This window comes from Limnohabitans sp. MMS-10A-178, assembly GCF_003063375.1.
In the GTDB taxonomy this organism is placed as follows: domain Bacteria; phylum Pseudomonadota; class Gammaproteobacteria; order Burkholderiales; family Burkholderiaceae_C; genus Limnohabitans_A.
In genome coordinates, this window is the sequence record NZ_NERY01000002.1 from 320,688 (window position 1) to 344,659 (window position 23,972).

The 23,972-nt window shown below is 49.8% G+C and carries 21 protein-coding genes and 1 pseudogene; 7 read left to right on the forward strand and 15 right to left on the reverse strand.

The genetic code is table 11. From position 1 onward, the window contains the following. Window positions 1-25: 25 nt before the first annotated feature. A complete protein-coding gene (gene msbA, locus B9Z32_RS10415) occupies window positions 26-1,822 on the forward strand; it encodes a lipid A export permease/ATP-binding protein MsbA (protein ID WP_108421358.1) in 1,797 nt (598 codons plus the stop codon). 1 nt (window position 1,823) lies between these two features. Here msbA and rng read toward each other — a convergent pair whose 3' ends face one another. The 4 genes from rng to icd form a co-directional block, all read right to left on the reverse strand. Further along, window positions 1,824-3,299: a ribonuclease G gene (gene rng / locus B9Z32_RS10420; RefSeq protein WP_108421359.1), complete on the reverse strand. Its 1,476-nt coding sequence runs from the start codon at window positions 3,297-3,299 to the stop codon at window positions 1,824-1,826. Between the two features lie 48 nt (window positions 3,300-3,347). Beyond that, on the reverse strand, window positions 3,348-4,289 hold the full coding sequence (gene gcvA / locus B9Z32_RS10425) for a transcriptional regulator GcvA (RefSeq protein WP_108421360.1): 942 nt from the start codon (window positions 4,287-4,289) through the stop codon (window positions 3,348-3,350). A gap of 75 nt (window positions 4,290-4,364) precedes the next feature. After that, complete coding sequence (locus B9Z32_RS10430) at window positions 4,365-4,688, reverse strand: ATPase with chaperone activity (protein ID WP_108421599.1); 324 nt, start codon at window positions 4,686-4,688, stop codon at window positions 4,365-4,367. 27 nt (window positions 4,689-4,715) lie between these two features. After that, window positions 4,716-5,981, reverse strand: a complete 1,266-nt coding sequence (gene icd, locus B9Z32_RS10435) for an NADP-dependent isocitrate dehydrogenase (protein ID WP_233248245.1) — start codon at window positions 5,979-5,981, stop codon at window positions 4,716-4,718. A 153-nt stretch (window positions 5,982-6,134) separates the two neighbouring features. Between icd and B9Z32_RS10440 the strand changes: the two genes are divergently transcribed. Next, on the forward strand, window positions 6,135-6,566 hold the full coding sequence (locus tag B9Z32_RS10440) for a DUF192 domain-containing protein (RefSeq protein ID WP_108421600.1): 432 nt from the start codon (window positions 6,135-6,137) through the stop codon (window positions 6,564-6,566). 26 nt (window positions 6,567-6,592) lie between these two features. On the opposite strand, the gene B9Z32_RS10445 is transcribed toward B9Z32_RS10440, so the two are convergent. The 7 genes from B9Z32_RS10445 to B9Z32_RS10475 all read right to left on the reverse strand — a co-directional run bounded on the left by B9Z32_RS10445 (window position 6,593) and on the right by B9Z32_RS10475 (window position 14,378). Next, entirely contained in the window at window positions 6,593-6,889 is a 297-nt protein-coding gene (locus B9Z32_RS10445; RefSeq protein WP_255416648.1) for a DUF1840 family protein, read from the reverse strand. 168 nt (window positions 6,890-7,057) lie between these two features. Then, on the reverse strand, window positions 7,058-8,677 hold the full coding sequence (locus tag B9Z32_RS10450; protein WP_108421363.1) for an FMN-binding glutamate synthase family protein: 1,620 nt from the start codon (window positions 8,675-8,677) through the stop codon (window positions 7,058-7,060). Between the two features lie 42 nt (window positions 8,678-8,719). Further along, on the reverse strand, window positions 8,720-9,700 hold the full coding sequence (locus B9Z32_RS10455; RefSeq protein ID WP_199219982.1) for an ABC transporter ATP-binding protein: 981 nt from the start codon (window positions 9,698-9,700) through the stop codon (window positions 8,720-8,722). A gap of 23 nt (window positions 9,701-9,723) precedes the next feature. Then, the gene (locus tag B9Z32_RS10460; RefSeq protein WP_108421365.1) at window positions 9,724-10,701 is read right to left on the reverse strand and encodes an ABC transporter ATP-binding protein; all 978 of its coding nucleotides are present in this window, start codon (window positions 10,699-10,701) and stop codon (window positions 9,724-9,726) included. Window positions 10,702-10,713: 12 nt separating this feature from the next. Then, a complete protein-coding gene (locus B9Z32_RS10465; RefSeq protein WP_108421366.1) occupies window positions 10,714-11,652 on the reverse strand; it encodes an ABC transporter permease in 939 nt (312 codons plus the stop codon). Continuing rightward, a complete protein-coding gene (locus B9Z32_RS10470) occupies window positions 11,618-12,577 on the reverse strand; it encodes an ABC transporter permease (protein WP_108421367.1) in 960 nt (319 codons plus the stop codon). The genes B9Z32_RS10465 and B9Z32_RS10470 overlap by 35 nt, the downstream gene beginning before the upstream one ends. A gap of 10 nt (window positions 12,578-12,587) precedes the next feature. Further along, a complete protein-coding gene (locus tag B9Z32_RS10475; RefSeq protein WP_108421368.1) occupies window positions 12,588-14,378 on the reverse strand; it encodes a peptide ABC transporter substrate-binding protein in 1,791 nt (596 codons plus the stop codon). 134 nt (window positions 14,379-14,512) lie between these two features. Here B9Z32_RS10475 and B9Z32_RS10480 point away from each other — a divergent pair, with 134 nt between their 5' ends. Beyond that, the gene (locus B9Z32_RS10480) at window positions 14,513-15,694 is read left to right on the forward strand and encodes a succinylglutamate desuccinylase/aspartoacylase family protein (protein ID WP_108421369.1); all 1,182 of its coding nucleotides are present in this window, start codon (window positions 14,513-14,515) and stop codon (window positions 15,692-15,694) included. A 33-nt stretch (window positions 15,695-15,727) separates the two neighbouring features. On the opposite strand, the gene B9Z32_RS10485 is transcribed toward B9Z32_RS10480, so the two are convergent. From B9Z32_RS10485 to B9Z32_RS10495, 3 genes are read right to left on the reverse strand one after another with little or no spacing between them, the layout of a single operon-like run. Then, a complete protein-coding gene (locus B9Z32_RS10485; protein ID WP_108421370.1) occupies window positions 15,728-16,234 on the reverse strand; it encodes a DUF1993 family protein in 507 nt (168 codons plus the stop codon). A gap of 38 nt (window positions 16,235-16,272) precedes the next feature. Beyond that, window positions 16,273-17,460, reverse strand: coding sequence for a M20 aminoacylase family protein (locus B9Z32_RS10490; protein WP_108421371.1), 1,188 nt, complete (start codon window positions 17,458-17,460; stop codon window positions 16,273-16,275). Window positions 17,461-17,502: 42 nt separating this feature from the next. Next, a complete protein-coding gene (locus tag B9Z32_RS10495; protein WP_108421372.1) occupies window positions 17,503-18,894 on the reverse strand; it encodes a M20 family metallopeptidase in 1,392 nt (463 codons plus the stop codon). Between the two features lie 189 nt (window positions 18,895-19,083). Between B9Z32_RS10495 and B9Z32_RS10500 the strand changes: the two are divergent. Next, window positions 19,084-19,583: pseudogene (locus tag B9Z32_RS10500) on the forward strand (cupin domain-containing protein). 6 nt (window positions 19,584-19,589) lie between these two features. Here the strand turns inward: B9Z32_RS10500 and B9Z32_RS10505 are convergent. Beyond that, complete coding sequence (locus tag B9Z32_RS10505) at window positions 19,590-20,540, reverse strand: tripartite tricarboxylate transporter substrate binding protein (protein ID WP_233248286.1); 951 nt, start codon at window positions 20,538-20,540, stop codon at window positions 19,590-19,592. Between the two features lie 238 nt (window positions 20,541-20,778). On the opposite strand from B9Z32_RS10505, the gene mnmH reads away from it, so the two are divergent. The 3 genes from mnmH to B9Z32_RS10520 all read left to right on the forward strand — a co-directional run bounded on the left by mnmH (window position 20,779) and on the right by B9Z32_RS10520 (window position 23,971). Next, window positions 20,779-21,855, forward strand: coding sequence for a tRNA 2-selenouridine(34) synthase MnmH (gene mnmH, locus B9Z32_RS10510; protein ID WP_108421374.1), 1,077 nt, complete (start codon window positions 20,779-20,781; stop codon window positions 21,853-21,855). A gap of 116 nt (window positions 21,856-21,971) precedes the next feature. Further along, the gene (locus B9Z32_RS10515) at window positions 21,972-23,162 is read left to right on the forward strand and encodes a CaiB/BaiF CoA-transferase family protein (protein ID WP_108421375.1); all 1,191 of its coding nucleotides are present in this window, start codon (window positions 21,972-21,974) and stop codon (window positions 23,160-23,162) included. Continuing rightward, the gene (locus B9Z32_RS10520; protein ID WP_108421376.1) at window positions 23,162-23,971 is read left to right on the forward strand and encodes an enoyl-CoA hydratase; all 810 of its coding nucleotides are present in this window, start codon (window positions 23,162-23,164) and stop codon (window positions 23,969-23,971) included. Before B9Z32_RS10515 ends, B9Z32_RS10520 begins: the two co-directional genes overlap by 1 nt. Window position 23,972: the final 1 nt, after the last annotated feature.

Consider the following 23,972-nt stretch of genomic DNA (forward strand, 5'->3'; position numbering starts at 1 on the left):
TTTGACACGCAGTAAAATCATTTCAATGACACAAACAGCCCACGACAGCAAGCCACAGGACTTAAGCTACCTGAAACGGATGCGCCGTCTTTGGCCCTACTTCGGCCAACAACGAGGCGTTTGGGCGCTTGCCATATTGGCTACCGTGGTGGCAGCGGCCACGGAGCCTCTGATTCCAGCCCTCTTTAAGCCCCTCCTCGACAAGGGTTTTGCTGAAAACAGCCTTCCGCTTTGGGTCGTTCCTGCTGCAGTCATTGGTATTTTTCTTGTGCGGGGCCTGGCTTTTTTCGTTTCCCAATATGCCTTAGCGCGCATTGCCAACGACGGCATGCAAGCGCTTCGAGAGGCACTTTTCAAGCGCTTGATCAAGGCGGAGATGTCCATCTTCAGTCAACAATCTGCAAGCTCTTTGTCCAACACTTTGGTTTATGAAGTTCAAACAGGGGCGACGCAACTCATTTCTGCGCTTTTAGGTTTATCCAGAGACGGCTTTACGCTTATTGCTCTGATCGGGTATTTGATGTTTCTGAACTGGAAACTCACCATGCTCGTTTTTATTGTGGTTCCAGGCACTGCCTGGATCATGAAATATCTTTCGAAAAGACTTTACACACTGACCAAGGACAGCCAAAAAGCCACGGACGATTTGGCATACGTTGTTGAAGAAAACGTCTTGGCCCATCGTGTCGTTCGCTTGCATGACGCGCAAGACAACCAAATCTCGCGTTTTCAGGCTTTGAGCCGTCGACTTAGAGGTTTGGCGCTGAAGTCAACCATCGCCTCAGCTGCCATGTCGCCTCTCACCCAACTGATGGCGGCCATAGCCTTGTCCACCGTTTTGGTAGTCGCCTTGATTCAAAGCAGAACGGGAATGCAAGGCGCCACGGTGGGAGGGTTCGTCGCCTTTATTGCAGCCATGCTGATGCTTGTCTCGCCCATCAAACGTTTGGCAGACATTGCAACCCCCATAACCAGAGGTTTGGCTGCACTTGAGAGAGGCTTGCGTTTATTGGAAGAAGTTCAAATTGAAACGGAGGGCTCTTCCACGCGTCAGCATGGTGAAAAAACCGATGGCCATCAACAGAGCTCTGTTGGCCACACAATTGAATTTGAAAACATCGATGTTCGCTATGCCTCTGATGCTTCACCAGCTTTGAAAAATTTAAACCTCAACATTCAGGCAGGGGAAACCGTGGCCTTCGTTGGCACCAGCGGCTCAGGCAAAACCACCTTGGTCAACTTGCTCCCCCGCTTTGTACAGGCCAGTGCTGGGCAAGTGCGTTTGCATGGAATACCTGTTCAAGATTGGCCACTCGGTGAGTTGCGAAAACAATTTGCAATGGTTAGCCAGGATGTCATCATGTTGAATGACACGGTTGCAGCCAATGTGGCATTGGGTCAAACCATCGACCGAGCCAAAGTTTCAGACTGCTTGCTGGCTGCCAACCTGTCAGAGCATGTAGACAAGCTTCCACTCGGCATTGACACCCTTCTTGGCCACAACGCCAGCGAACTCTCAGGCGGACAACGACAAAGGTTGGCCATTGCCCGTGCGCTATATAAAAACGCACCTATCTTGATTTTGGATGAAGCCACTTCTGCGCTAGACAATGAGTCGGAGCGTTGGGTTCAAGAAGCTCTACAAAACCTCATGAAGGGACGCACAACCCTGATCATTGCTCACAGACTTTCCACCATTGAACATGCTGACAGAGTAATTGTGATGTCGCAAGGCGAAATTGTGGAGCAAGGCCGCCACGAAGATCTTCTGAAAGCAGGCGGCACTTATTCGCGGCTTCACGCCAAAGGTCAAACTGGTTGAATCAGAGCAATACAATGTCGTATTGCTCTTGACCCATGGCAGCTTCACTTTGAAGCGACACAGGCTTTGCAATAAAGTCTGACAAAGCAGCCAAATGCTGACTCTCTTCATCTAGCAAAAGTTCAATCACGGCAGGCGCAGCCACAACCCTAAATTCTCGAGGATTGAACTGCCTGGCTTCGCGCAAAATTTCTCGCAAAATGTCATAGACCACCGTGCGGGTGGTTTTGACAATGCCCTTGCCCTCGCAACTAGGGCAAGGCTCACACAGCATGTGAGACAAAGACTCTCTGGTGCGTTTTCTTGTCATCTCTAACAAGCCAAGTTGGGAGAATCCACCCGCCATGGTTTTCACACGATCTCGACCCAGTTGTTTTTTAAATTCTTCTAAAACAGCGTTTTGATGTTCTTCACGGCTCATGTCAATGAAGTCAACAATGATGATGCCACCAAGGTTGCGCAATCTCAATTGCCTTGCAATGGCATGGGCCGCTTCTAAGTTTGTTTTAAAAATTGTGTCGTCGAAGTTGCGCGCACCCACATACCCTCCTGTATTGACGTCTACAGTGGTGAGAGCTTCTGTTTGATCAATGATAAGGTAGCCGCCCGACTTGAGATCAACACGCCGTCCTAAGGCCTTGGCCACTTCTTCGTCGATGGCGTAAAGATCGAAGATGGGCCTTTCACCTTTGTAAAGTTGCAAACGGGTGGCAGCATCTGGCATGAATTCTTTGGCGAAAGCTGACAAAAGTTCAAACTGTTCTTTGGAATCAATGCGAATAGTTTGTGTACCTTCACCCACCAAATCGCGCAAAACCCGCTGCAACAAGGTGAGGTCTTGATGGAGCAATGACTTCACGGATAAGCGCACTGAAGCATCTTTGATACGCGCCCAAGTTTTGCGCAAGTAGGAGATGTCTTCTCCCAATTCTGAATCAGAAGAATCTTCAGCATTGGTTCGAAGAATAAAACCACCTCCCTGCTGTCCCACCAAATTTTGCAAGCGCTCCCTCAGTGCGTCACGTTGCTCTGAAGGAATTTTTTGTGAGACGCCAATGTGATCATCTTGTGGCAAGAAAACAAGATGTCGCCCTGCAATGCTGATTTGTGTTGAAAGCCTAGCCCCTTTGGTGCCGATGGGATCCTTCACCACTTGAACCATCAAGGATTGCCCTTCAAAAACTTGTTTTTCAATCGGTACCAAGGCTTGGCTGCTGCGGGCCAATTGGGGGGGCTCTCCTTCAGGCTGTCGTTGCCACACATCGGCCACGTGCAAGAAGGCCGCACGTTCAAGCCCAATGTCTATGAACGCAGACTGCATACCGGGAAGAACACGTGCCACCTTACCCAAATAAACATTGCCAACCAAGCCTCGCTCCAACGATCGCTCGACATGCAACTCTTGGACAGCGCCCTGCTCCACGACCGCAACACGTGTTTCTTGAGGTGACCAATTAATTAGGATATCTTGTTGCATAAAAGGCAATACTCATTCAAAGGGGGGTGGTGGTCTGTGCATTCAAAACTATGAAGGCATGGAAGGCGTCCAGCCCATGGCCGAAGACCACTGATCAATCGATTGTTCAGTATCTTGGCCCTCTTTCAAGAGCCATTCACAAAAACCAGCAATGATGGGACTTTCGTGGGTACTGAGAGACGCATTGGCGTAATAGCGGCGTTGCCTAGCTCCCAGCAATCCAAATGGAGCACACATGCGACCAGCAATGATGTCATCGACTACCAAAAACAAGGGGACAAGCACAACGCCCAGGCCCTCTGCTGCTGCTTGCAGCGCAAAATACATTTGCTCAAACTGCAAGGAATGAAAGATGCGCAGATCGGGCTGTGATGCCATAGACAACCACTCTGACCAGGCCATTGGCTCTGTGTCGTAGCTGATCAGGGTGTGGTTTGCGAGCAGCTTGGGATAATCCAATTGACCGTTTTCCATCAAATCTGGATGGCAGACAGGTACGATGGTCTCTGTCATGAAAGGTACAGAAAGCATGCCAGGGATAGGTTGGTTAGAGCCCCGGATGGCAACATCGTAAATGCGATCTTCAAAATTAACGGGCGCAGTTGAAGTTGTTAATTTGACTTCAACACCCCCGCGCTTTCTCTGAAAAGCCGAAATTCTAGGAATTAACCACCTCATGGTGAAGGTGGGGGGCGCACTGATTCGCAAGGCTGTTGGCTCGGTGTGCTCCAACAATTGCATGGAAGTGATGGCAATTCGATCCAATGCCGGCGTGACTGCAGCCAAGAAGGTCTTGCCAGCATCCGTCAAACTTAACTGCGATTGCGCTCGATTAAAAAGTGCCGTTCCCAACCACGTTTCTAGACTTGCAACTTGTTTGCTAACAGCGCCGTGGGTGACAAAAAGTTCTTTGGCGGCTTTGGTAAAGCTGATGTGACGCGCAGCTGCCTCAAATGCCCTGACAGCGTTCAATGGTGGAAGTTTTCTCATACCCCGATCTTAACTAAGCTCACGATTTCTTGCTTTGGCATGAGTTTTAGTGAAGGGCGGCTCCTCCAAGGGGTGTCATGGAGAATTCCATTGTTGCTCAGGAATAGGCCAAGATAAGAGTTCTGCCAGCCGACAAACAACCCAAAACGCCTCGGGGGGCTGAACCAATTCTGGCTGCGCCAACAGGCCTTGCCAGCATGTATTCAAAGCATCGTCTTCGGTAATCCCAAGCTGAAATTGCTGGGCACTGACGGTGTCTTGCAACATGGTGGCCAAGTCTTCGCACAATTCGTATCTTTGTAAAAGCTCAGTGCGTGGCAAGCTGGGCTTGTAGTGGCCAGGTTTGACATACAAAGCCATGAACGAATCGGCGACAAAGCTTTGATTCTCTTCATACATGACGGTCAGGCTTTGCAACAGAGGCTACTAGGCCGACATTTCATCAATGATCACCTGACCAAATCCAGAGCAACTCACTTGAGAGGCGCCATCCATGAGCTTTGCAAAGTCGTGGGTTACTTTTTTACTCTGAATGGCAGCTTCCATGGCGTGAACAATGAGGTCGGCAGCCTCAGTCCAACCCATGTACCTGAGCATCATTTCTGCAGACAAAATTTCTGAGCCAGGGTTGACATAGTCTTTGCCAGCAAACTTTGAGAAAGCATCAACGGTGGCCTCAAAGCAAGCCACAGTATCAGACATGTTGGCGCCAGGGGCAATTCCGATGCCCCCCACTTGAGCGGACACAGCATCAGAGATGTAGTCACCATTGAGATTCAAAGTGGCCACCACCGAAAACTCTTGGGGACGCATCAAAATTTGTTGTAAGAAAGCATCCATGGCCATGTCTTTGATGGTGATGCTCTGACCCGTTTTAGGATTCTGAACAAGGCACCAAGGACCGCCATCGATGCGTTGAGCTGAAAATTCAGTTTCTGCCAATTGGAAAGCCCAATCACGAAAAGCACCTTCTGTGTACCTCATGATGCCCCCCTTGTGAACAATAGTGACACTGGGTTTGTCGTGATCAATGGCATATTGAATGGCCTTGCGCATCAAGCGCTGAGTGCCTTCACTGGAAACCGGCTTGATGCCAATACCGGAAGATTCTGGGAATCTGATGCTTTTGACACCCAATTCGGTGGTTAAAAAAGCAATCAACTTTTGAGCTGCGTCACTGTGCGCAGCGTATTCAATGCCCGCGTAGATATCTTCAGAATTTTCACGGAATAAAGTGACATTGGTTTTTTCAGGCTCCCGAACTGGCGATGGAACGCCTTTGAAATACCGCAGGGGTCTGACGCAAGCAAACAAATCAAGCTCTTGCCTGATTGCAACATTCAGAGATCGAATGTGGCCCGAGGAAGGCGCACTCAGGGGGCCTTTGATTGACACCACAAACTCTTTGAGAGCCGCCAATGTTTCCAATGGCAAATACACATCAGGACCGTAAAACTGAGTGGCTTTTTGACCGGCAAAAACTTCCATCCATTGAATTTCACGCGCCCCTTGATAGGCATGCTTGACCGCTGCATTGACCACCTTGATCATGACGGGCGTGGTGTCTACCCCAGTGCCATCGCCTTCGATGAAAGGGATGATGGGGTTCAGAGGCACATTCAATGAATTGTCTACATTGACCGTGATTTTGGCGCCTTGCGTTGGAACTTGAATGTGTTGGTACATGGACAAAATCTCCGTTGATTCATTCTAGGACAAAATAAGTCACAATTGACCACACCCTTGGTTCAGCTCAGCTTCCTTATGACCCATCTTCGATTCATTCAATTCGGCCATTTGCTTGCCATCCTCAAAAAGACTTTAGGCTGCCTATTTGTTGCTGTGATGTACTTTGCTGCAAGCACACAAGTTAGTGCACAAGGTACCCCACAGGGTAGCCCCCAAATGAACCTACAAAGAGCCAGCCTGAGCGCAGGCATGCACCTCATTCAAGTTCAGTTGGCCCAAAACTTTGAACAACGCCAAATTGGTCTCATGTGGCGCAAAGAAATGCCACAAAACGAGGGCATGCTTTTTATCTTTGAGCAACCCTCGGTGCAATGTTTTTGGATGCGCAATACCCTGTTGCCACTGACTGCAGCTTTTGTGGCAGACGATGGCACCATTGTCAATTTGGTTGACATGAAACCGATGAGCGATGATTCACACTGCTCTACAAAGCCCGTTCGATTTGTTTTGGAAATGAACCTAGCGTGGTTTGCAAAAAGAAACATTCAAGCTGGCTTCAAGCTCACAGGACCCATGTTTAGCAAGTGAGCGATAAGCATGTAGAGATACCAAGCCTAGACGCCCCAAACCACGTCCTCAGATTGATCGTGGCACTTCTTTAGCATTTTCATCATAGGCAAGCTTCTTTGTCGCAAGCTCACTTGCTTGGGATCTTGGATGCCCTCCATCTCTTCATAAGCAACTGCCTTTTCAATGGCAGCCATGGCATCGGCAATTTGGGCTGCAAGCAAAATACCTTTGGTTTGATCAGCTTTGCCCATGATGTGAAGAAGCCTTTTGGCATCGGGCTCCAGCATGATGAGGTCGCCTGTCACTTTGGATTTGAATTTGTAAATCACAGTATCTTTCAAGTGGATTGACTTAACGAACTGCAGGCATCGTGATCATGGAAAAATGAGCATCAACTTCAATATACAGCAATGAAATTTCTAGCTCTTTGACATTGATCAAGCCAAAGGACTAGAGGCATGGGTGCTGTCCAATGCAGTGTTGTAGATTGCGCTGGGTGCTGGCCAGAGTTATGTCGTTAACTGAAAACTGTCGGGGCTAGAAGCTTCCCAGTATTTGGCAAACAAGCCTTCAAGGCTTTGAGATTCAAGCAAAGCACCGCCTGGCACACTTTGCATCAGGTCGGATAAGTTCTGAATTTCATGCTCACTCACTCGGCGCATGATGTGGTGCAAGCGCAATTCTGAAGGAGACTGCAATCCGGTCGCTTGAAGCATCTCTTTGACAGACTCTAGAGTCTGATGGTGGAAATTAAACACACGATCGGCTTTGCTTGGAACAACCAAGGCAATTTGACGCTTTGGATCTTGTGTGGTCACACCCGTAGGACAATTGCCTGTGTGGCATGTTTGGGCTTGAATACAACCCAATGCAAACATAAAACCCCTTGCACTGTTGCACCAGTCTGCGCCCAGTGCCAAGGTGCGCATCACATCAAATCCGCTGATAATTTTGCCACTGGCACCTAAGCGAATTTGTTTGCGCAATTTCAAGCCCACCAATGTATTGTGAACCAAGCGCAAACCTTCCAGCATGGGCATTCCCATGTGGTCGGTGAACTCTACTGGGGCAGCACCGGTGCCACCCTCAGAACCATCCACCACAATAAAGTCGGGATAGATTTCGGTTTTCTGCATGGCCTTGGCAATTCCAAACCACTCCCAAGGATGGCCCACACACAACTTGAAGCCAACGGGCTTGCCGCCACAGAGTTCTCTTAACTTTTGTATAAATTGCAAAAGTTCAGTGGGCGTGGAAAAACTGCTGTGTGATGCAGGTGATACGCAATCGACGCCCACTGGCACGCCCCTCGCCTCTGCAATCTCAGGTGTCACCTTGGGTCCGGGTAAGACACCCCCGTGGCCAGGCTTGGCACCTTGGCTCAATTTGATTTCAATCATTTTGACTTGCGGCGACAAGGCATTTTGAACAAAACGCTCGGCACTGAAAGTGCCATCATCGTTGCGGCATCCAAAATAGCCTGAACCAATTTCCCAAATCAAGTCGCCACCATGTTCACGGTGATATCTTGAAATTGAACCCTCGCCGGTATCGTGTGCAAAACCACCTTTTTTCGCGCCTTTGTTCAAAGCCATGATGGCGTTGGCACTCAAGGCGCCGAAACTCATGGCAGACACATTGAACAAACTAATCTGGTAAGGCTGCTCGCATTGTGAGCCACCAACTGCCACCTTAAAGTCGTGCGATTCGATCTCAGATGGACTCATGGAGTGAGTTAGCCACTCATAACCCACTGCTCGAACATCCAACTGCGTGCCGAAAGGTCTTTTGTCAGAATCGCCCTTGGCTCTGGCGTAGACCAAGGATCGCTGCGACCTTGAAAATGGCACAGCTTCACTATCGCCCTCAATAAAATACTGACGAAGTTCTGGCCGAATGAATTCCAGTAAAAAACGCAAGTGACCAATGATGGGGTAATTGCGCAATATTGCATGCTTGGTTTGCTGAAGGTCATGCACCCCCAAAATGACCAGTGCTGACAAAAGAAGAACCCAAATAAGGCTGACCTGCCCCACCACCAACTGCAAAGCAGATACAACCCAAAGCGCAACCACCACAAAAAATGCCGCATAGCGCAAAGGTATCCGCTCATCAATCCAATTTAACATCGCAATTATTCCTTCAGAGAGAGACGCAACATGCGTCAAAATTCAATCGTTTAAATGACAGGCAGCTTGGTGCTGATCGCCCACCAATTTCAAAACAGGTTCTTCTGTACGACATCTGTCCATTGCCTTCGGACAACGGGGATGAAAGTGACAACCACTTGGCCGATTGACTGGATTGGGCACATCGCCCGTGAGCACAATGCGTTTTTTCTTGGCCTTAGGGTCTGGAATAGGAACTGCAGACAACAAAGCTTCTGTATAGGGGTGCTTAGGCTGAGTGTAAAGCTGACGCGATGGCGCAATTTCAACAACTCGGCCCAGGTACATTACCGCCACCCGATTGCTGATGTGCTCAACCACCGACAAATCGTGTGCAATGAACAAATAGGTCAAGCCCATCTTGGCTTGCAAGTCTTCCAGCAAGTTGATTACCTGTGCCTGAATGGAAACATCGAGTGCCGAAACGGGTTCATCACACACAATGAGTTTGGGCGATACAGCCAGCGCGCGTGCTATGCCAATTCGCTGTCGTTGTCCGCCAGAAAACTCATGGGGGAAACGCTTCATGTGATCGGCATTCAGGCCAACGGTTTCCAACAAATCGACAATGCGTGCGCGATAACTTTCAGGAGAAGGCGTGAGTTTGTGAATGGTCAGGGCTTCGCCAATAATGGCCTCTACGGTCATGCGCGGATTCAAGGACGCATACGGATCTTGAAAAATAATCTGCATGTCTCGACGCACTTCGCGCAAGGCATCTGACCCCATGGTGGAAACGTTTTGACCTTGAAAATGCACTTCTCCCGAGCTGGGCTCAATCAGTCGAAGTATGCACCGCCCTGTGGTCGATTTACCGCAGCCAGATTCCCCCACCATGCCCAGCGTTTCACCCGCCGCAATGTTAAAGCTGACACCGTCGACAGCATGCAGCCGGTCTACTTCTCTACCGAAGATACCGCCCTTGATGGGAAAGTACTTGGTCAGTCCTTTAACTTCTAAAAGCGGTGCAGAACTGGCGGTCATTGAAGGCGTATCGGTCATGTGATTTAGAGAGAGAAGTGACAAGCCACTGAATGGCCCGCCGAAATTTCACGCAGTTCGGGCATTTCTTGCGAACAACGATCGCTGGCGTATTGGCAACGTGGTGCAAAACGGCAACCTATGGGGGGATTGATCAATTTGGGAACTGACCCAGGAATCGCTTCAAGACGCTGCTTGTGATCACTGTCAAAGTCAATTCGAGGAATAGATCGAATTAGCCCTTTTGTATAAGGGTGTGCGGGTGTTGCAAACAATTTTTCAACACTGGCTTCCTCAACAACACGTCCGGCATACATCACCACCACACGCTGAGCTGTTTCGGCAACCACCCCCATGGCGTGTGTGATAAGCATGATGGACATGCCCATTTGAGATTTCAAATCGTTTAACAAATCCAGAATTTGCGCTTGAATGGTCACATCCAATGCGGTGGTAGGCTCATCAGCAATGAGCAATTTGGGCTTGCAAGCCAAGGCCATGGCAATCATCACGCGTTGGCGCATACCACCAGAAAATTGATGTGGATAGTCGTTCACCCGCTGGTCTGGTTTTGGAATATTCACCATGCGCAGCATTTCAATGGCTTTGACCAGCGCTTGTTTGGGGGTCAGGCCTTCATGCAATCGCAGCGATTCTGCAATTTGCTCGCCAACACTCAAGACAGGGTTGAGCGAAGTCATGGGTTCTTGGAAAATCATGGCGATTTCTTTTGCCCGCAAATTGCGCATGGTTTGCGCATCCGCTTGCACCAAGTCTTGCTCTTCAAACCATATTTGCCCCTTGGCAATGCGTCCGGGTGGCATTGCCAAAAGTTTCATGATGGTCATGGCCGTGACGCTTTTTCCGCAGCCTGACTCACCCACGACGCCCAAGGTTTCGCTGCGATCGATGTGAAAATTAACACCATCGACAGCATGCAACACACCTGCATCGGTATCGAAATGAACTTGCAGGTCACGAACTCTCAACAGGGGGTTGCTCATTCAGAAATCTCTTTAAAGCACACGGCGTGGATCATAGGCATCACGCAAACCGTCACCGATGTAATTGATGGTGAGCACCGTGATGAAGATCAGTGCACCAGGGAAAAGCGCCCAATGGACTGCCACGTCCATGTGATCTTTGGCATCAAACAAAATACGGCCCCAAGTTGGGATATCGGGCGGGAAGCCAAGCCCCAAAAAGGACAAAGTGGACTCTGCAATGATGGCCGCAGCAACGTCGATGGTGGCGGCCACAATCACAGGCCCCATGGCGTTGGGCAAAATATGCACTGTAACTTGGCGCCAAGGGCTCGCTCCCAGCGCGCGCGCAGCCTCCACAAATTCTTTTTCGCGCAGCGTTAAAAACTGAGCACGAACCAAGCGGGCCACAGGCATCCAACGCAAGCCCCCAATCACCGCAACCACCAAAACAAACACACCCGCTTCGGGTCCGATCATTTTTTTGAGCGTGTCGTTGAAAAGGTAAAAAATCAGCAGCAACAGTGGCAGTTGTGGCAAAGACAAGAAAAGGTCAGTGACCCACATGAGAAATGCGTCAACGGGCCCCTTGGACATGCCCGCTACAGCTCCCACCACAACCCCCACACTGATGGCAATGAGCATGGCGGCCAAACCAACAGCCAGAGAAATACGCCCGCCGTAAAGCATGCGAGCCAGCAAATCTTGACCTAAATCATCGGTACCCAGTGGATGGGCCCATGATGGTCCCTGCATTCGCGCATTGAAGTCAATTTCATTGATAGGAACACGCCATATCCAAGGTCCCAGCAAAACCGCCAGAACAATGAAACCAAGGATAACACTGCAAAAAACTGCCAATTTGTGACGCTTAAAACGTCGCCAAGCCTCTCGCCCAGGCGAGTGATTGGATGAAGCAACCGCAGGCAACTTGCCTTCAGTTGTAGGAGATGCGAGGGTCGAGCCAGCCATACAAAATATCTGCCAAAAGATTGCACGCGATCACCAACGTGGAAAACACAAACGTGACGGCCATGACGACAGGCGTGTCGTTGGCCAACATGGAACTGATAATCAGAGAGCCAATACCAGGCACTCGGAAAATTTGCTCTGTGACAATGGCGCCACCAAAGATGGCTGGCATTTGCAACGCAACCAAAGTGACCACCGGAATCAAAGCGTTGCGAAGCACATGCTTTGTGATGACCACTTTTTCGGACAAGCCTTTGGAGCGCGCTGTGGTGACGTAATCCAAACGAATCACGTCCAACACAGCAGACCTCACATACCGGGTCCAAGCGCCAGCTTGGAACATGCCCAAAACCACAACAGGCATGATCATTTGCTTGAAATGTTCCCAGAAAAATCGCCATCCTGTTTCTGGAATATCGGCTCGGTAAACAAAAGGCAACCAGTCCAAATGGATACTGAAAAACAGAATGAGCAAAATACCCGTGAAAAACGTTGGCAGTGAAAAACCAATGAAGGCCAAGGTACTGGCAATTTGGTCAAAGATGGAATATGGACGAGTTGCCGCATAAACGCCTACCGGAATGGCAATGCACAAAGCCAGCAACTGTGAAGACCCAATGACCAGCAAGGTAACGGGAATACGCTGCATGATGAGCGTTTCGACATTGATCCGGCTGATGAAAGAATACCCCCAATCGCCTTGAAGCATGGCTGTGAGCCAATTCCAATAGCGAACCATAAGCGGGTCATCCAAGCCAAACTTCTGACGCAGGGCCAAAGCCACTTCGGGTGGGATGTTGGGGTTGGACACCAATTCCGAAAATGGATCGCCTGGCGCCATGGCCAAAACCGTGAACAACACCAAACTGATGCCCAGCAAACTGGGCACAGCGATCATCAATCGCCGCAAAATATAACGAAACATAGCGTCTGAATTAAGTGGTTTTGTACCAGTCTTTCAATAGCCACAAGTCGTTGTCCCAACCTGACAGCGGTGCAACCAAGTTGTTGACAATACCGGCTGTTCTGGGTCGATAGACCAAAGGAATGATGGCAATGTCATTGACAGGCATGTCGTTCATTCTGATGAACATGGCCGCGCGCTTGACGGGGTCCATTTCAGATTGAGCAGCCAAATACACTTTGTCATATTCGGGGTTGTTGTAGCGAGTTGAATTGCGACCTAACCACTTATTGGCCTTGGTCGCAAATTGTGAGCTCTGGTACTGGTTCATGAACACTTCGGGATCAGGCTGTGGCATGGTGGTCGTGAACATCTGAATATCAGCAAAAAACTTGGTGTAAGTGTCGGGGTTGGCTGGATCCGATGAGAAATACACCGAAGCAGGAACCGACTTCAACTCCATGTCAATGCCGGCCTTTTGAGCGGCTTGCTTGATAATTTGTTGTGTTTTTTGGCGAGGTCCATTGATGGAGGTTTGGAACACCAACTTTAGTTTTCGACCACCCTTTTCGCGAATGCCATCAGAGCCTCTTCTCCAACCTGCTGCTTCCAAAACTTGGGCTGCCTTGTCAGGATTGAATTCAAATTTTGTATTGGGAGATACAAAGCGTTTTGGGTTGTTCAGAAAGTTGGATGTAGCGATGCCAGTGCGGCCATAAATGAACTTTTGAACACCCGCCCGATCGACCACCAAGCTGATGGCCTCTCGCACAGCTTTGTCAGACAAAATGGGGTGTTTAGAGCTGGGGTGTGCACGCTCTCCTTCAATTTCTGTCCATGGGTCAGCCATGTTCAATTGGATAAATTCAATGTTGCCGCCAGGCGTGATGCTGGTGCGTCCTCTGCCACCTTGCTCTAAGCGCAACAACAACTCATCTTCTACTTGCAAATTCCATGCATAGTCGTATTCACCCGTTTGCAAGACAGCACGGGCAGCCGAAACCGCATCGCCGCCGCCCTTCATTTCAATGCTGTCAAAGTAGGGACGATTGGGTTCGTGGTAGTCGTTGTTGATTACACCCCGCAACATGTCACCTGGTTTGAAGTCGGTGAACTTATAAGGACCCGTGCCCACAGGCCGCAGATTGGCAGGTGCATCGCGCGAAGTTGCGCCTTTGAAAGACTCAAAAATATGCTTAGGAATGATCATTCCCGCCGCGCTGACCAAGGGATCGGCCCAAAACGGTGAGGCTTTTTGAAACTCAACTCTCACCGTATGACTGTCTACTTTGCTAACCTTGACATCGCTGTAAGAGCCCTTGGTGTAAGCGGATGTTGCGGGGTCGGCCGCATAGGCAGCGGTAAACACCACATCATCTGCTGTGAAAGGTCTGCCGTCGTGCCAGAGCACGTTTCTTTTGAGCTTCCAAGTGATGGTTTTGCCATCGCGAGATACACCGCCATTGGAGGAGTTTGGCACCTCAGCCGCCAAAATAGGCACCATGTTGCCCTCGTGATCCCAGGCGGCCAGAGGTTCGTAAAAAATACGCGATCCCTCTTGATCTTTGGTTCCGCTGGCAAAGTGGGGTTGCAACAGGGTGGCACCTTGCCACCACAATAGTTTCAAGGCACCACCACCTCCACGTTTGGTTGGCTTGTAGCTAGAACTTGTTTGAGCTTGGGCTAAGCCTGATGTGAGGAGCATTTGAGCCGCCATCGGAACGCTGAGACCAACACCCACCATCCGCCGAATGAATTGTTGGCGAGTCATTTCTTGGCCGCGAACTTTGTCAATCAGGCTGTTGATATCAATTTCGTTCATGAACTTCTCCTCAGAAAAATGAAAAATAAAGATAGGTAACACACTAACTCTATTTCATCAATTGCGTATTAGGGTTTTGATTTAGATGAAATCGGCATAAACTAAATTCTTTCGCATCAAGTCAAGGTTCAAAAATGGCCATCAAAAAGAAAGTTATCAATTTGCCAAGCATGACGCCCGGCACCAATCGCACCGTTACCGTGCTGAGCTTTGGCAAGGCTGGAGCTCGCCCCAAGGTGTACATGCAAGCTGCCATTCATGCCAATGAAATGCCTGGCACCATGGCCTTGCACCATTTGATGCCCATGTTGGCCGAAGCAGACAAAAAAGGCTTGATCAAGGGTGAAATTGTTTTGGTGCCCACCGTCAACCCCATTGGCCAGTCCCAGTTGGTCGGCAACTCGCATGCCGGTAGATACAACCACCTCAGTCTTGAAAACTTCAATCGAAACTGGATTGATTTGTCAGAACCTGTTGCAGAAAAAGTATGGAAAAAAATTGGCACCCATCCTGAAGCCAATGTGAAGATGATTCGAAAGGCCGCATTGCAAGCCCTGAACGAGATGAAGCCCGTGAATGAGCTTCAGACCTTGCGCGTTGAAATGCAAAAGCTCAGCACAGATGCCGACTATGTTCTCGACTTGCATTGCGACATTTATGCGGCGCTGCACTTGTTTACAGCGAAGAACGACTGGCTGAAGGGCCCCACAGGCCCCCTGGGCAATCAAGGTGCTTTGGCTGCTTTGGCAGCCGATTTGGGCGTTGAGGCCACCCTTTACAACGACCCCTACCCCAGCACCCTCACCTTTTCAGGTGTCAATAGCTCGTTATGGGCCCGACTCCAAAACAAGTTTCCACACGCCCAAATTCCCCAAGCTTGCATGTCGGTTACCTTGGAAATGCGCAGTCAGCACGATGTGAGTGATGCACTTGGCCAATCTGATGCTAAAAATCTCTATCGCTGGCTGGTAAGGCAAGGGGTACTGGAAGGCAAAGCCGCACCACTGTCCAAAATGAAAACGCCTGCCTCCCCTATTAGCGGCATGGACGTGGGATACAGCAGCGGTACAGGTTTTCTCGTGTTTCATGTCAAACCTGGTGCCAAGGTCAAAAAAGGACAAGCCATATGCGACGTCATCGACCCAGCCAACCCCAATGGACCCAAAGCACGAACCACCTACAAAAGCCAAACCGATGGCGTCTTGTTCTCTCGCAGGCTCGACGGCTATTTGTCTTGGCCAGGACAAGTGATGTACCGCATTGCAGGCCCCAAGCCCTTGGCACACCGAATTGGCATGTCGGGCTTAGACGACTGAATCGTTTATGCCAAAGCGCTGACTAAGCAAGCCTTAGATTTTTCCCAAGTAATCGGACTTGCCCAGTTCTACGCCACTCGCCCTTAGCATGCTGTAAGTGGTGGTGGTGTGGAAATGCAAATTGGGCAAGCCATGGCCCAGTAAATACTGCATGCCTTTGTAATGGGCTTCTTTATCGCCGCGCTTCACCACAATGTCCTTGTCTTCGGTGCCATCAATTTGCTCCGGCTTAAAGGTTTCCAAGAAAGCAATGGTTTTGGCAATTCGAGCTTGCAGGTCTTTCAAGTCTTTTTCAGTGTCCTCGTGGTTAGGAATCTCAACCCCCGCAAGCCTGGCCACCAGACCCTTGCTCACATCACACGCAATTTGAACCTGACGGCTCAAGGGAAACATATCAGGGTAAAGACGCATCGAAGCAAAGACGGTGGGGTCAATTTTTTTGGCTTCTGCATGCGCTTGGGCCTTGCCCAAAATGTTAGATAAGTTGGTCAATCCATTGATCAAGCGGGGCACGCTTGCTTGGAACATAGACAGGGTCATGGGGTCTCCGATGGGTCAGTGATAAATGAGAATTTTTTTCAAGCTTCTTCTAAAAAGCGCTCTACAAGCCGAGTCCAGTAGGCAGCGCCGTAGGACAAGTTTTGATCGTTGAAATCGTATTTGGGGTTGTGCAACAAAGCGCTGTCGCGACCATTGCCTAGCCTTAAAAAACAACCTGGTTTGTGCATCAAGTAATAAGCAAAATCTTCGCTGCCCGTGACGGGTCCAAATGGGAAAACCACCTTCTCTTCCCCAACCAATTCAATGGCCACTTGACGCGCAAATTCAGTTTCGGGAACCGAGTTAATCACAACTGGATAACCGCGCTCATAAATGATTTCAACGTCACCGCCATAGGACTCCACCTGCGAGCGCACCAAGCTTGTAATTCTCTGCTCTAACAATTCACGCACCTCGGGACTGAAAGAGCGAATGCTGAGTGACAAACTGGCTGAATCGGGAATGACATTGGACACACTGCCCGCATGGGCGGTGCCAATGGTGACCACGGCGGTTTGCAGGGGATCAATGTTGCGAGACACCACGGATTGCATGGCCATGATCAAGCTGCCCATGATGACAACAGGGTCGACCGTCTGGTGCGGACGGGCGGCATGCCCACCCTTGCCCTTGACTTTGATTTTGCAGGTATCGGAGGCAGACATGAAAGGGCCTGTGCCAAACATGAAAGTGCCAACGTCTACGCCTGGATGGTTGTGAAGGCCAAAAATAGCATCACAAGGGAAACGTTCAAACAAGCCGTCGGCAATCATTTGTTGTGCGCCACTGTTTTTACCGGCCTCTTCTGCCGGTTGAAAAACCAAGTGCACGGTGCCCTTGAATTGACGCGTTTTGGCCAATTGCTGAGCAGCGCCCAACAACATGGTCGTGTGGCCATCGTGACCACAAGCATGCATGGTGCCGGTGTGTTCACTGGCATAGGGCTTTTGCGTCTCCTCCTGTATGGGGAGCGCGTCCATGTCTGCACGCAATGCAATCCCTTTGCCCTCACCATTTTTTAAAGTGGCCACCAAGCCATGGCCGCCAACATTGCGAGTGACGTCATAACCCCAAGCCTGGAGCTTGTCAGCCACCCACTGTGCCGTTGATTTTTCTTGAAATGAAAGTTCAGGGTATCTGTGCAAATGGCGCCTGGCTTCACTCAAGGACTCTTGGGCATCAAGCAGATCTGTCAATTTACAAAAACAATCGTAACGAGCGTTCATGGTGTGTCCTTTGAAACTCTAGTTTGAAACCATTCCACCAGTTTAATTGGCATGAGGGGTGTTGCCTGCACCCAAATCCCAATAAAGACCAGTCATGACCTGGAGAGCTTCTTTCAAAAGCTCCGGAGGAAGGTGCTCATTGGGAGCATGTTGAGAGCAGCCAGGATACGAATGGGGCACCCAAATGGTCTTCAAGCCCAACACCTCTGTGAAGATATCGTTTGGCAAGGAGCCCCCTAAATTAGGCAAAATAGCAGGCGTTTTGTGGGTGGTCTGTTGTAATGAATTGGCGGCCCATGTCACCCAAGCATCGTCTGGGTCAATGCGTGTTGCTTTGAAAATTTCATCGCGCGCTGCCGTAATTTGCACATAAGAAAAACCATGCTGGTCTAAATGCCTGCGCAAAGCATCCAATATGTCTGTGCTGTCGATGCCCACCACAAACCGCAACTGGCACGTGGCTTTGGCTCTGGGCGGAATGGCGTTCACAGGATTGTCAGGGTTGCCAGTTTTGAAGGCCAACACTTCGAACGAACACCAGCCAAAGACGCGCTCGGCTGGACTCAGGCCTGGTTGCCCCCAATCAGGCTCAATTTGAGGGCCATTGGCGCCGCCATCGACTTCGCAGTCAGCCAATACGCGCCTCACCGCATCGGGCAATGACTTTGGCTTCCATTCGGGCACCAAGATCTCACCATGGTCTGTGACCAAACAGGCTATGGCATGGGCCAGTTGGATGCCTGGGTTGGAGATCAGTCCGCCCCAATTGCCCGAGTGATGAGCACCCGATCTGGCATCGATGCTGAGGTCAAAATTGATACAACCGCGCGATCCCAAGAAGATAGTGGGTCGGTCTGCTCTAAGCCGAGGCCCATCGGACGCCACCAACAAGTCTGCTTTAAGTAAATCTGCATACTCCGCGCAGACGTCTCTCAAACCGGGAGAACCTGTTTCTTCGCCCATTTCAATGATGAATTTGGCATTGAAGCCCAAGCAACCCCGCTCAGCCAGCACGCAGGCCATCGCCTTTAAATTAACAGAATGCTGGCCCTTGTTATCTGCAATGCCACGGCCATACCAGCGCCCTTCTAAATCAGTCAAGGTCCAAGGTGAAACACCTTCTCGCCATTCAGACTCTAGCCCGCGAATGACATCACCATGGCCATAGCCCAAAACGGTTGGCAAAGCTTGGTCTTCCAAGCGCTCGGCATACAAAAATGGCGCTTTTGCTTTTGGGTGTTCAATGAGGCGACACTCAAAACCCATGTCTAGCAAAGCGGGCTGGAGTTCCTCAGTTAAATAAGCCAGAAGTTCGGCAGATCTGGCTGGATTTTGGCTCTCCGTGGGCCTAGAAATTCTTTTCTGAAGAGTTGAACGAAAGGAACCATTGTCAAATTCTTCGGACGCTCGATCGATGGCAGCTTGTCTGGTCATTTTCAAGATGTTTTTAGAAAATGTCAGACTAACCCAAAATGCCTATCTTGGTGCGATAAAACTGTACAAACATGCAATGGCTGAAGCAAAATAGGCACAGATTTCACACCAAAACCATTTCAATTCAAACAACATATTGCTTAAAAACCTATAGTTGACAAACAATATGTTAAATAACAGGTAGTTGCCATGACAAACCATCATCATTCAGACTCAGACAAAGCAGAAACAGCTGCATGGAAACACGACGGCGTGCGTGTGGTGCCTGGCAATCAATTGGACGGGAATGTTCCCTCTACCCCAGGCATGGACAGAAAAGCGGCAATCAACTTTGCCAGGGTTGGCGCAGAAAAGCTCTGGGCTGGCACCGTCACCATTCAGCCAATGCCAAAACGGGTGCTCACAATCATGGCCCACTAGAAAGCGTGATTTATGTGATCAAGGGACGCGCCCGCATGCGATGGGGTGATCGTTTGGAGTTCACTGCCGAAGCAGGCCCCGGCGATTTCATTTATGTGCCACCCTTTGTGCCTCATCAAGAAATCAACGCCAGCCCTACAGAAGTATTGGAATGCGTGCTGTGCAGGAGTGACGGACAGGCAGTCTCGGTCAACCTCGACATTGAGCCTATCGAAAAACCTGAGCAGGTGCTGTGGATTGACCCCACCCATCCACACGGCGGGGTTTAATCAAAATCAGTCGATCTTGGCGCCAGAATCTTTCACAATTTTGGCCCAACGCACCAAATCAGTTCTCACAATTTGTGCAAGCTGATCGGATGTGCCTTTGAAGGGCTCGCAACCTAAGGTCGCCAAACGATCTTGAACTTCCTTGGCATCTAGCACCTTGGCCAAATCATTCTGAATTTGAACCAAAATGTTTTTCGGTGTGCCAGTTGGGGCAAACATGCCATACCAAGGGGTTGCACCAAAACCAGGCACGGTCTCTCCAATGGTGGGCGAATCTGGCAAGGCCGCAAGGCGTTTTTCATTCACAACACCCAATACTTTGAGCTTGCCAGATCGAATCAAGGCAATGGAGGATGGCATGCTTTGAACCGACAAAGGAACCTGCCCACCCGCAACATCGGTGGCGGCTGCGGCGGCGGCTTTGTAAGGAATGTGCTGCAGCTGAATATCGGTAGCCTTTTGGAGCATTTCACCAATCAGATGGTTCAATGTGCCGTTGCCTGCAGAGGCGATGGACAAAGAACCAGGCTTCGATTTGGCCAAGGCAATGAGCTCAGCCACATTGTTGGCTGGCACACTGGGGTTGGCCACCAAAACATAACCTGCTTTGGCCAAGGGTGCGATGGGGTCAAAATCTTTAATGGGATCGAATCCAGTTTTGGCGTACAAAGAAGGATTGATCACTTGCGCGCTGTCTGCGTTCACCAACAGGGTGTAACCGTCATTTTTGGCTTTGGCGGCAAATGCTGTGCCAACATTGCCGCCTGCACCTGGCCGATTTTCAACCAGCACCGTTTGACCCCATAGTTCCGATAGCTTTTGCGCAATGACGCGAGCAATGGCGTCATTGGCACCACCAGCCGCTTGAGGCACCACTACAGTGACCGGTCTAGAAGGAAATTTGTCTTGCGCAATGGCTTGTGCTGTGAAAGACATACCCAAACTCAATAGCGTCATTTTCAAAATTGCGGATCTGCGATCAGTCATGGCCAACCTTTAAAAATTTAAAACATTCACATTGTTCCTAGAAATCAAAACTTCTCCAAGTCGGGTTTGCCATAATCAAGCCAGACAACACTTTCTATGAGATCTTTCGCGCAAAGAGCGCTGACCACTACATGACCACGCCATTGCTCACCACTCCCCAACTCACCAACCTTTTACAAGGCCTGAAAATCAGCACGAAGGGTCTTTTGTGAGTGTGAATCCAGTGAGCGCCAAAGAAGCCATGGAGCGGATGTCCATTCCCATGGGCCAATCTGGTGGCTACAGTGCCATCATTGACGCCAGAAGTGAAGATGAATATGCCCTAGATCATTTGCCAGGGTCAGTCAATTGGCCTTCTTTGAACAACGAAGAACGCATTGTCATTGGCACACTTTACAAACAAGTAGGCCCTTTCGAGGCCAAGAAAAAAGGCGCAGGCTTGGTGGCCGCCAATATTGCAAAGCACATTCAAAAGCATGTCATTGAAATGCCCAAAGACTGGCAACCCTTGGTCTACTGCTGGCGCGGTGGAAAACGCAGCGGCTCTTTGGCACTCATCTTGGGACAAATTGGCTTCAAGGTAACCCTCATCGAAGGCGGCTACAAAGCCTTTCGGAGTGAGTTGATCAATGCCATCCCGCCCCTGGCTGAGCGCCTTCGCTGGCGCGTCATTTGCGGCCCCACAGGCTCTGGAAAAACAAGGCTCTTACATTGCTTGAAAGCTCAAGGAGCGCAGGTTTTGGATTTAGAGGGCCTTGCCAATCACCGCAGTTCAGTGCTTGGATTCATTCCAGGTGAGCCCCAGCCTAGCCAGAAAAACTTTGACACTCTCCTATGGGACGCCTTGCGACAAATGGACAGCTCAAAGCCTGTTTATGTCGAATCGGAAAGTCGGAAAGTCGGAAATTTGGCCATCCCTGAGTCTTTGATCTTGGCTATCCGTTCGGGAAAGTGCTATCAACTTGAGCTCTCGGACGAGGAACGGGTTAAGCTCTTGCTAGAAGACTACGATTTTTTTGTCAAAGATCCTGAGCTTTTCTCTAGGCGTCTAGATGCACTGGTGCCTATTCGCGGCAAGCAAGTTGTTGAGGCTTGGCAAAATCAAATTCAAAATGATCAAATTGATTTGGTGGTCAAAGATCTTCTCACACTGCACTACGATCCAAGCTATTTTGCTTCGATGAAGCGAAACTTTGAACACATACAAAGTGCTCAAACACTTCATGCAAAAAACAGAACACATGAATGCCTTACTTTGATGGCGCAAGAAATTCTTGGTTCATGACCTGTTCCATGCACCAGCAAATTCAAGCTATCGGCATTTCTCCTAACAAGTAGGCGAGAGATTTTCTCAAGCATTTCTTCGGATAATCTCGCCTGATTCATTGAAAATTCTTCAAAATGCCACACCAACCAGCCTCCTCTGCTCTGTCCAGATTTCGAGTGATTGACCTCACACAAGTCAGAGCTGGCCCCACAGCATGCCGCCAATTGGCCGACTGGGGCGCCGATGTCGTTCAAGTTCAAATGCCAGAGCACATGCGCGGCGACGATACTTTGGGCGGCCAAGAGGGTTCTGACTACCAATACACCCACAGAAACAAGCGCTCGATCACCCTCAACTTGAAAGAGCCAGAAGGTATTCAACTGCTGAAAAAGCTCATCGACCAAGCCGATGTGGTGGTTGAAAACTTCAGGCCCGATGTGAAGTTTCGTTTGGGCATTGACTATGAGAGTTTGAAAGTCAGCAATCCTGGATTGGTCTATGCCAGCATTTCGGGCTTTGGACAAACTGGTCCTTTGGCCAACAGGCCAGGGTTCGATCAGATTGCACAAGGCATGGGCGGCTTGATGTCTGTCACAGGAATGGCAGAGCAAGGCCCTATGCGCGTTGGCATCCCTATTGCCGACTTGTGTGCAGGCATCTTTGCAGCCCAAGGCATTTTGGTCGCTTTGCTTGAGCGAGAAAAGTCAGGCCAAGGACAATGGCTTCACACATCTTTGTTGGAGTCCATGGTTTACATGATGGACTTTCAAACTTCCAGATGGCTCATTGACCAAGAAGTAGCCACCCAAGCCGGCAACTTTCATCCCACCAGCATTCCCACTGGCGTCTACAAAGCGCGCGACGGCTACATGAACATCGCAGTCTTTGGCTCAAAAATTTGGGAACGTTTTTGCGACATTTTGGAAGCGCCTCAGTGGGTCACAGATCCGCGTTATCACGACAAGCCCAGTCGTTCCGTGAACCGAGACGCATTGAATCAAGAAATCAATGAGCGCTTGGCGAAAAAAGATTGTTCCTATTGGATCGAAAAGCTGAACGAAGGAGGCGTGGCTTGCGGTTTGATCAACAGCATGGACCAAGTGTTTGAAGAACCTCAAATTAAACATCTGAACATGGTCAAAGATGTGGTGTCAGTCCACCAAGGACCTCAGCGCATGGTTGGGCAGCCGGTGCAGCTTGAACGAACACCCAGCAGCATTGCACGCGCCGCACCACGACGTGGTGAGCACACAGAAGAAATACTCAAAGAAATTGGCGTGCAAGCTGAGGACTTACCGCGCCTCAAATCGACTGGAGTTTATTGATGAGCGACTTTGTCTATCTTTCCCCCACCGACCGTGTTGAAACATGGTTAGATCAAACCACCCTGCACATTCGATTCAACAATGTGGCGCGGCACAACGCTTTGTCGGTCGACATGTGGGAGGCTGTTCCAGTGCTTTTATCGCAGGCTGAACAAGACATGCGTGTGCGCTTGGTTGTTTTTTCAGGAGCAGGCGAAAAAGCCTTTGTTTCAGGCGCAGACATTTCTCAGTTTGAAGACATGAGAGCGGCCAAAGAAGCCGTCACCCGCTACGAGCAGATGGCCGAAACAGCTCTCATGAGTATTTACAATTTTCCAAAACCCACACTGGCTTGTATCCGAGGTTATTGCATTGGCGGAGGCGTCAATGTGGCCATCAGTTGCGATATGCGCATTGCGGCCAGTGATGCTGTTTTTTCAGTGCCAGCGGCCAAACTTGGCCTAGGCTATCGCTATTCCGCCATGAAGAATTTGGTGGATTTAATCGGCCCGGGCGCGGCCAAAGATCTGTTTTTCACGGCAAGGCGATTAGACGCCCAAGAAGCTCTTCAATTGGGCTTGATCAGTCGGGTGTGTGAAACAGAAAAATTGCCAGCGTTGTTGTCCGAATACACCTCGGCCTTGGCTGCCAATGCGCCAATCACCATCGCAGCCGCCAAAGCCATTACCAAAGAAATTCTGAAACCTTCTCCAGAATTGGACATGGCGCTTTGTCAACAACTCATTCGCAACTGTTTTGAATCTGCCGATTACGCCGAGGGTCGAAAAGCCTTCATGGAAAAACGCAAACCTATTTTCAAAGGCATCTGAA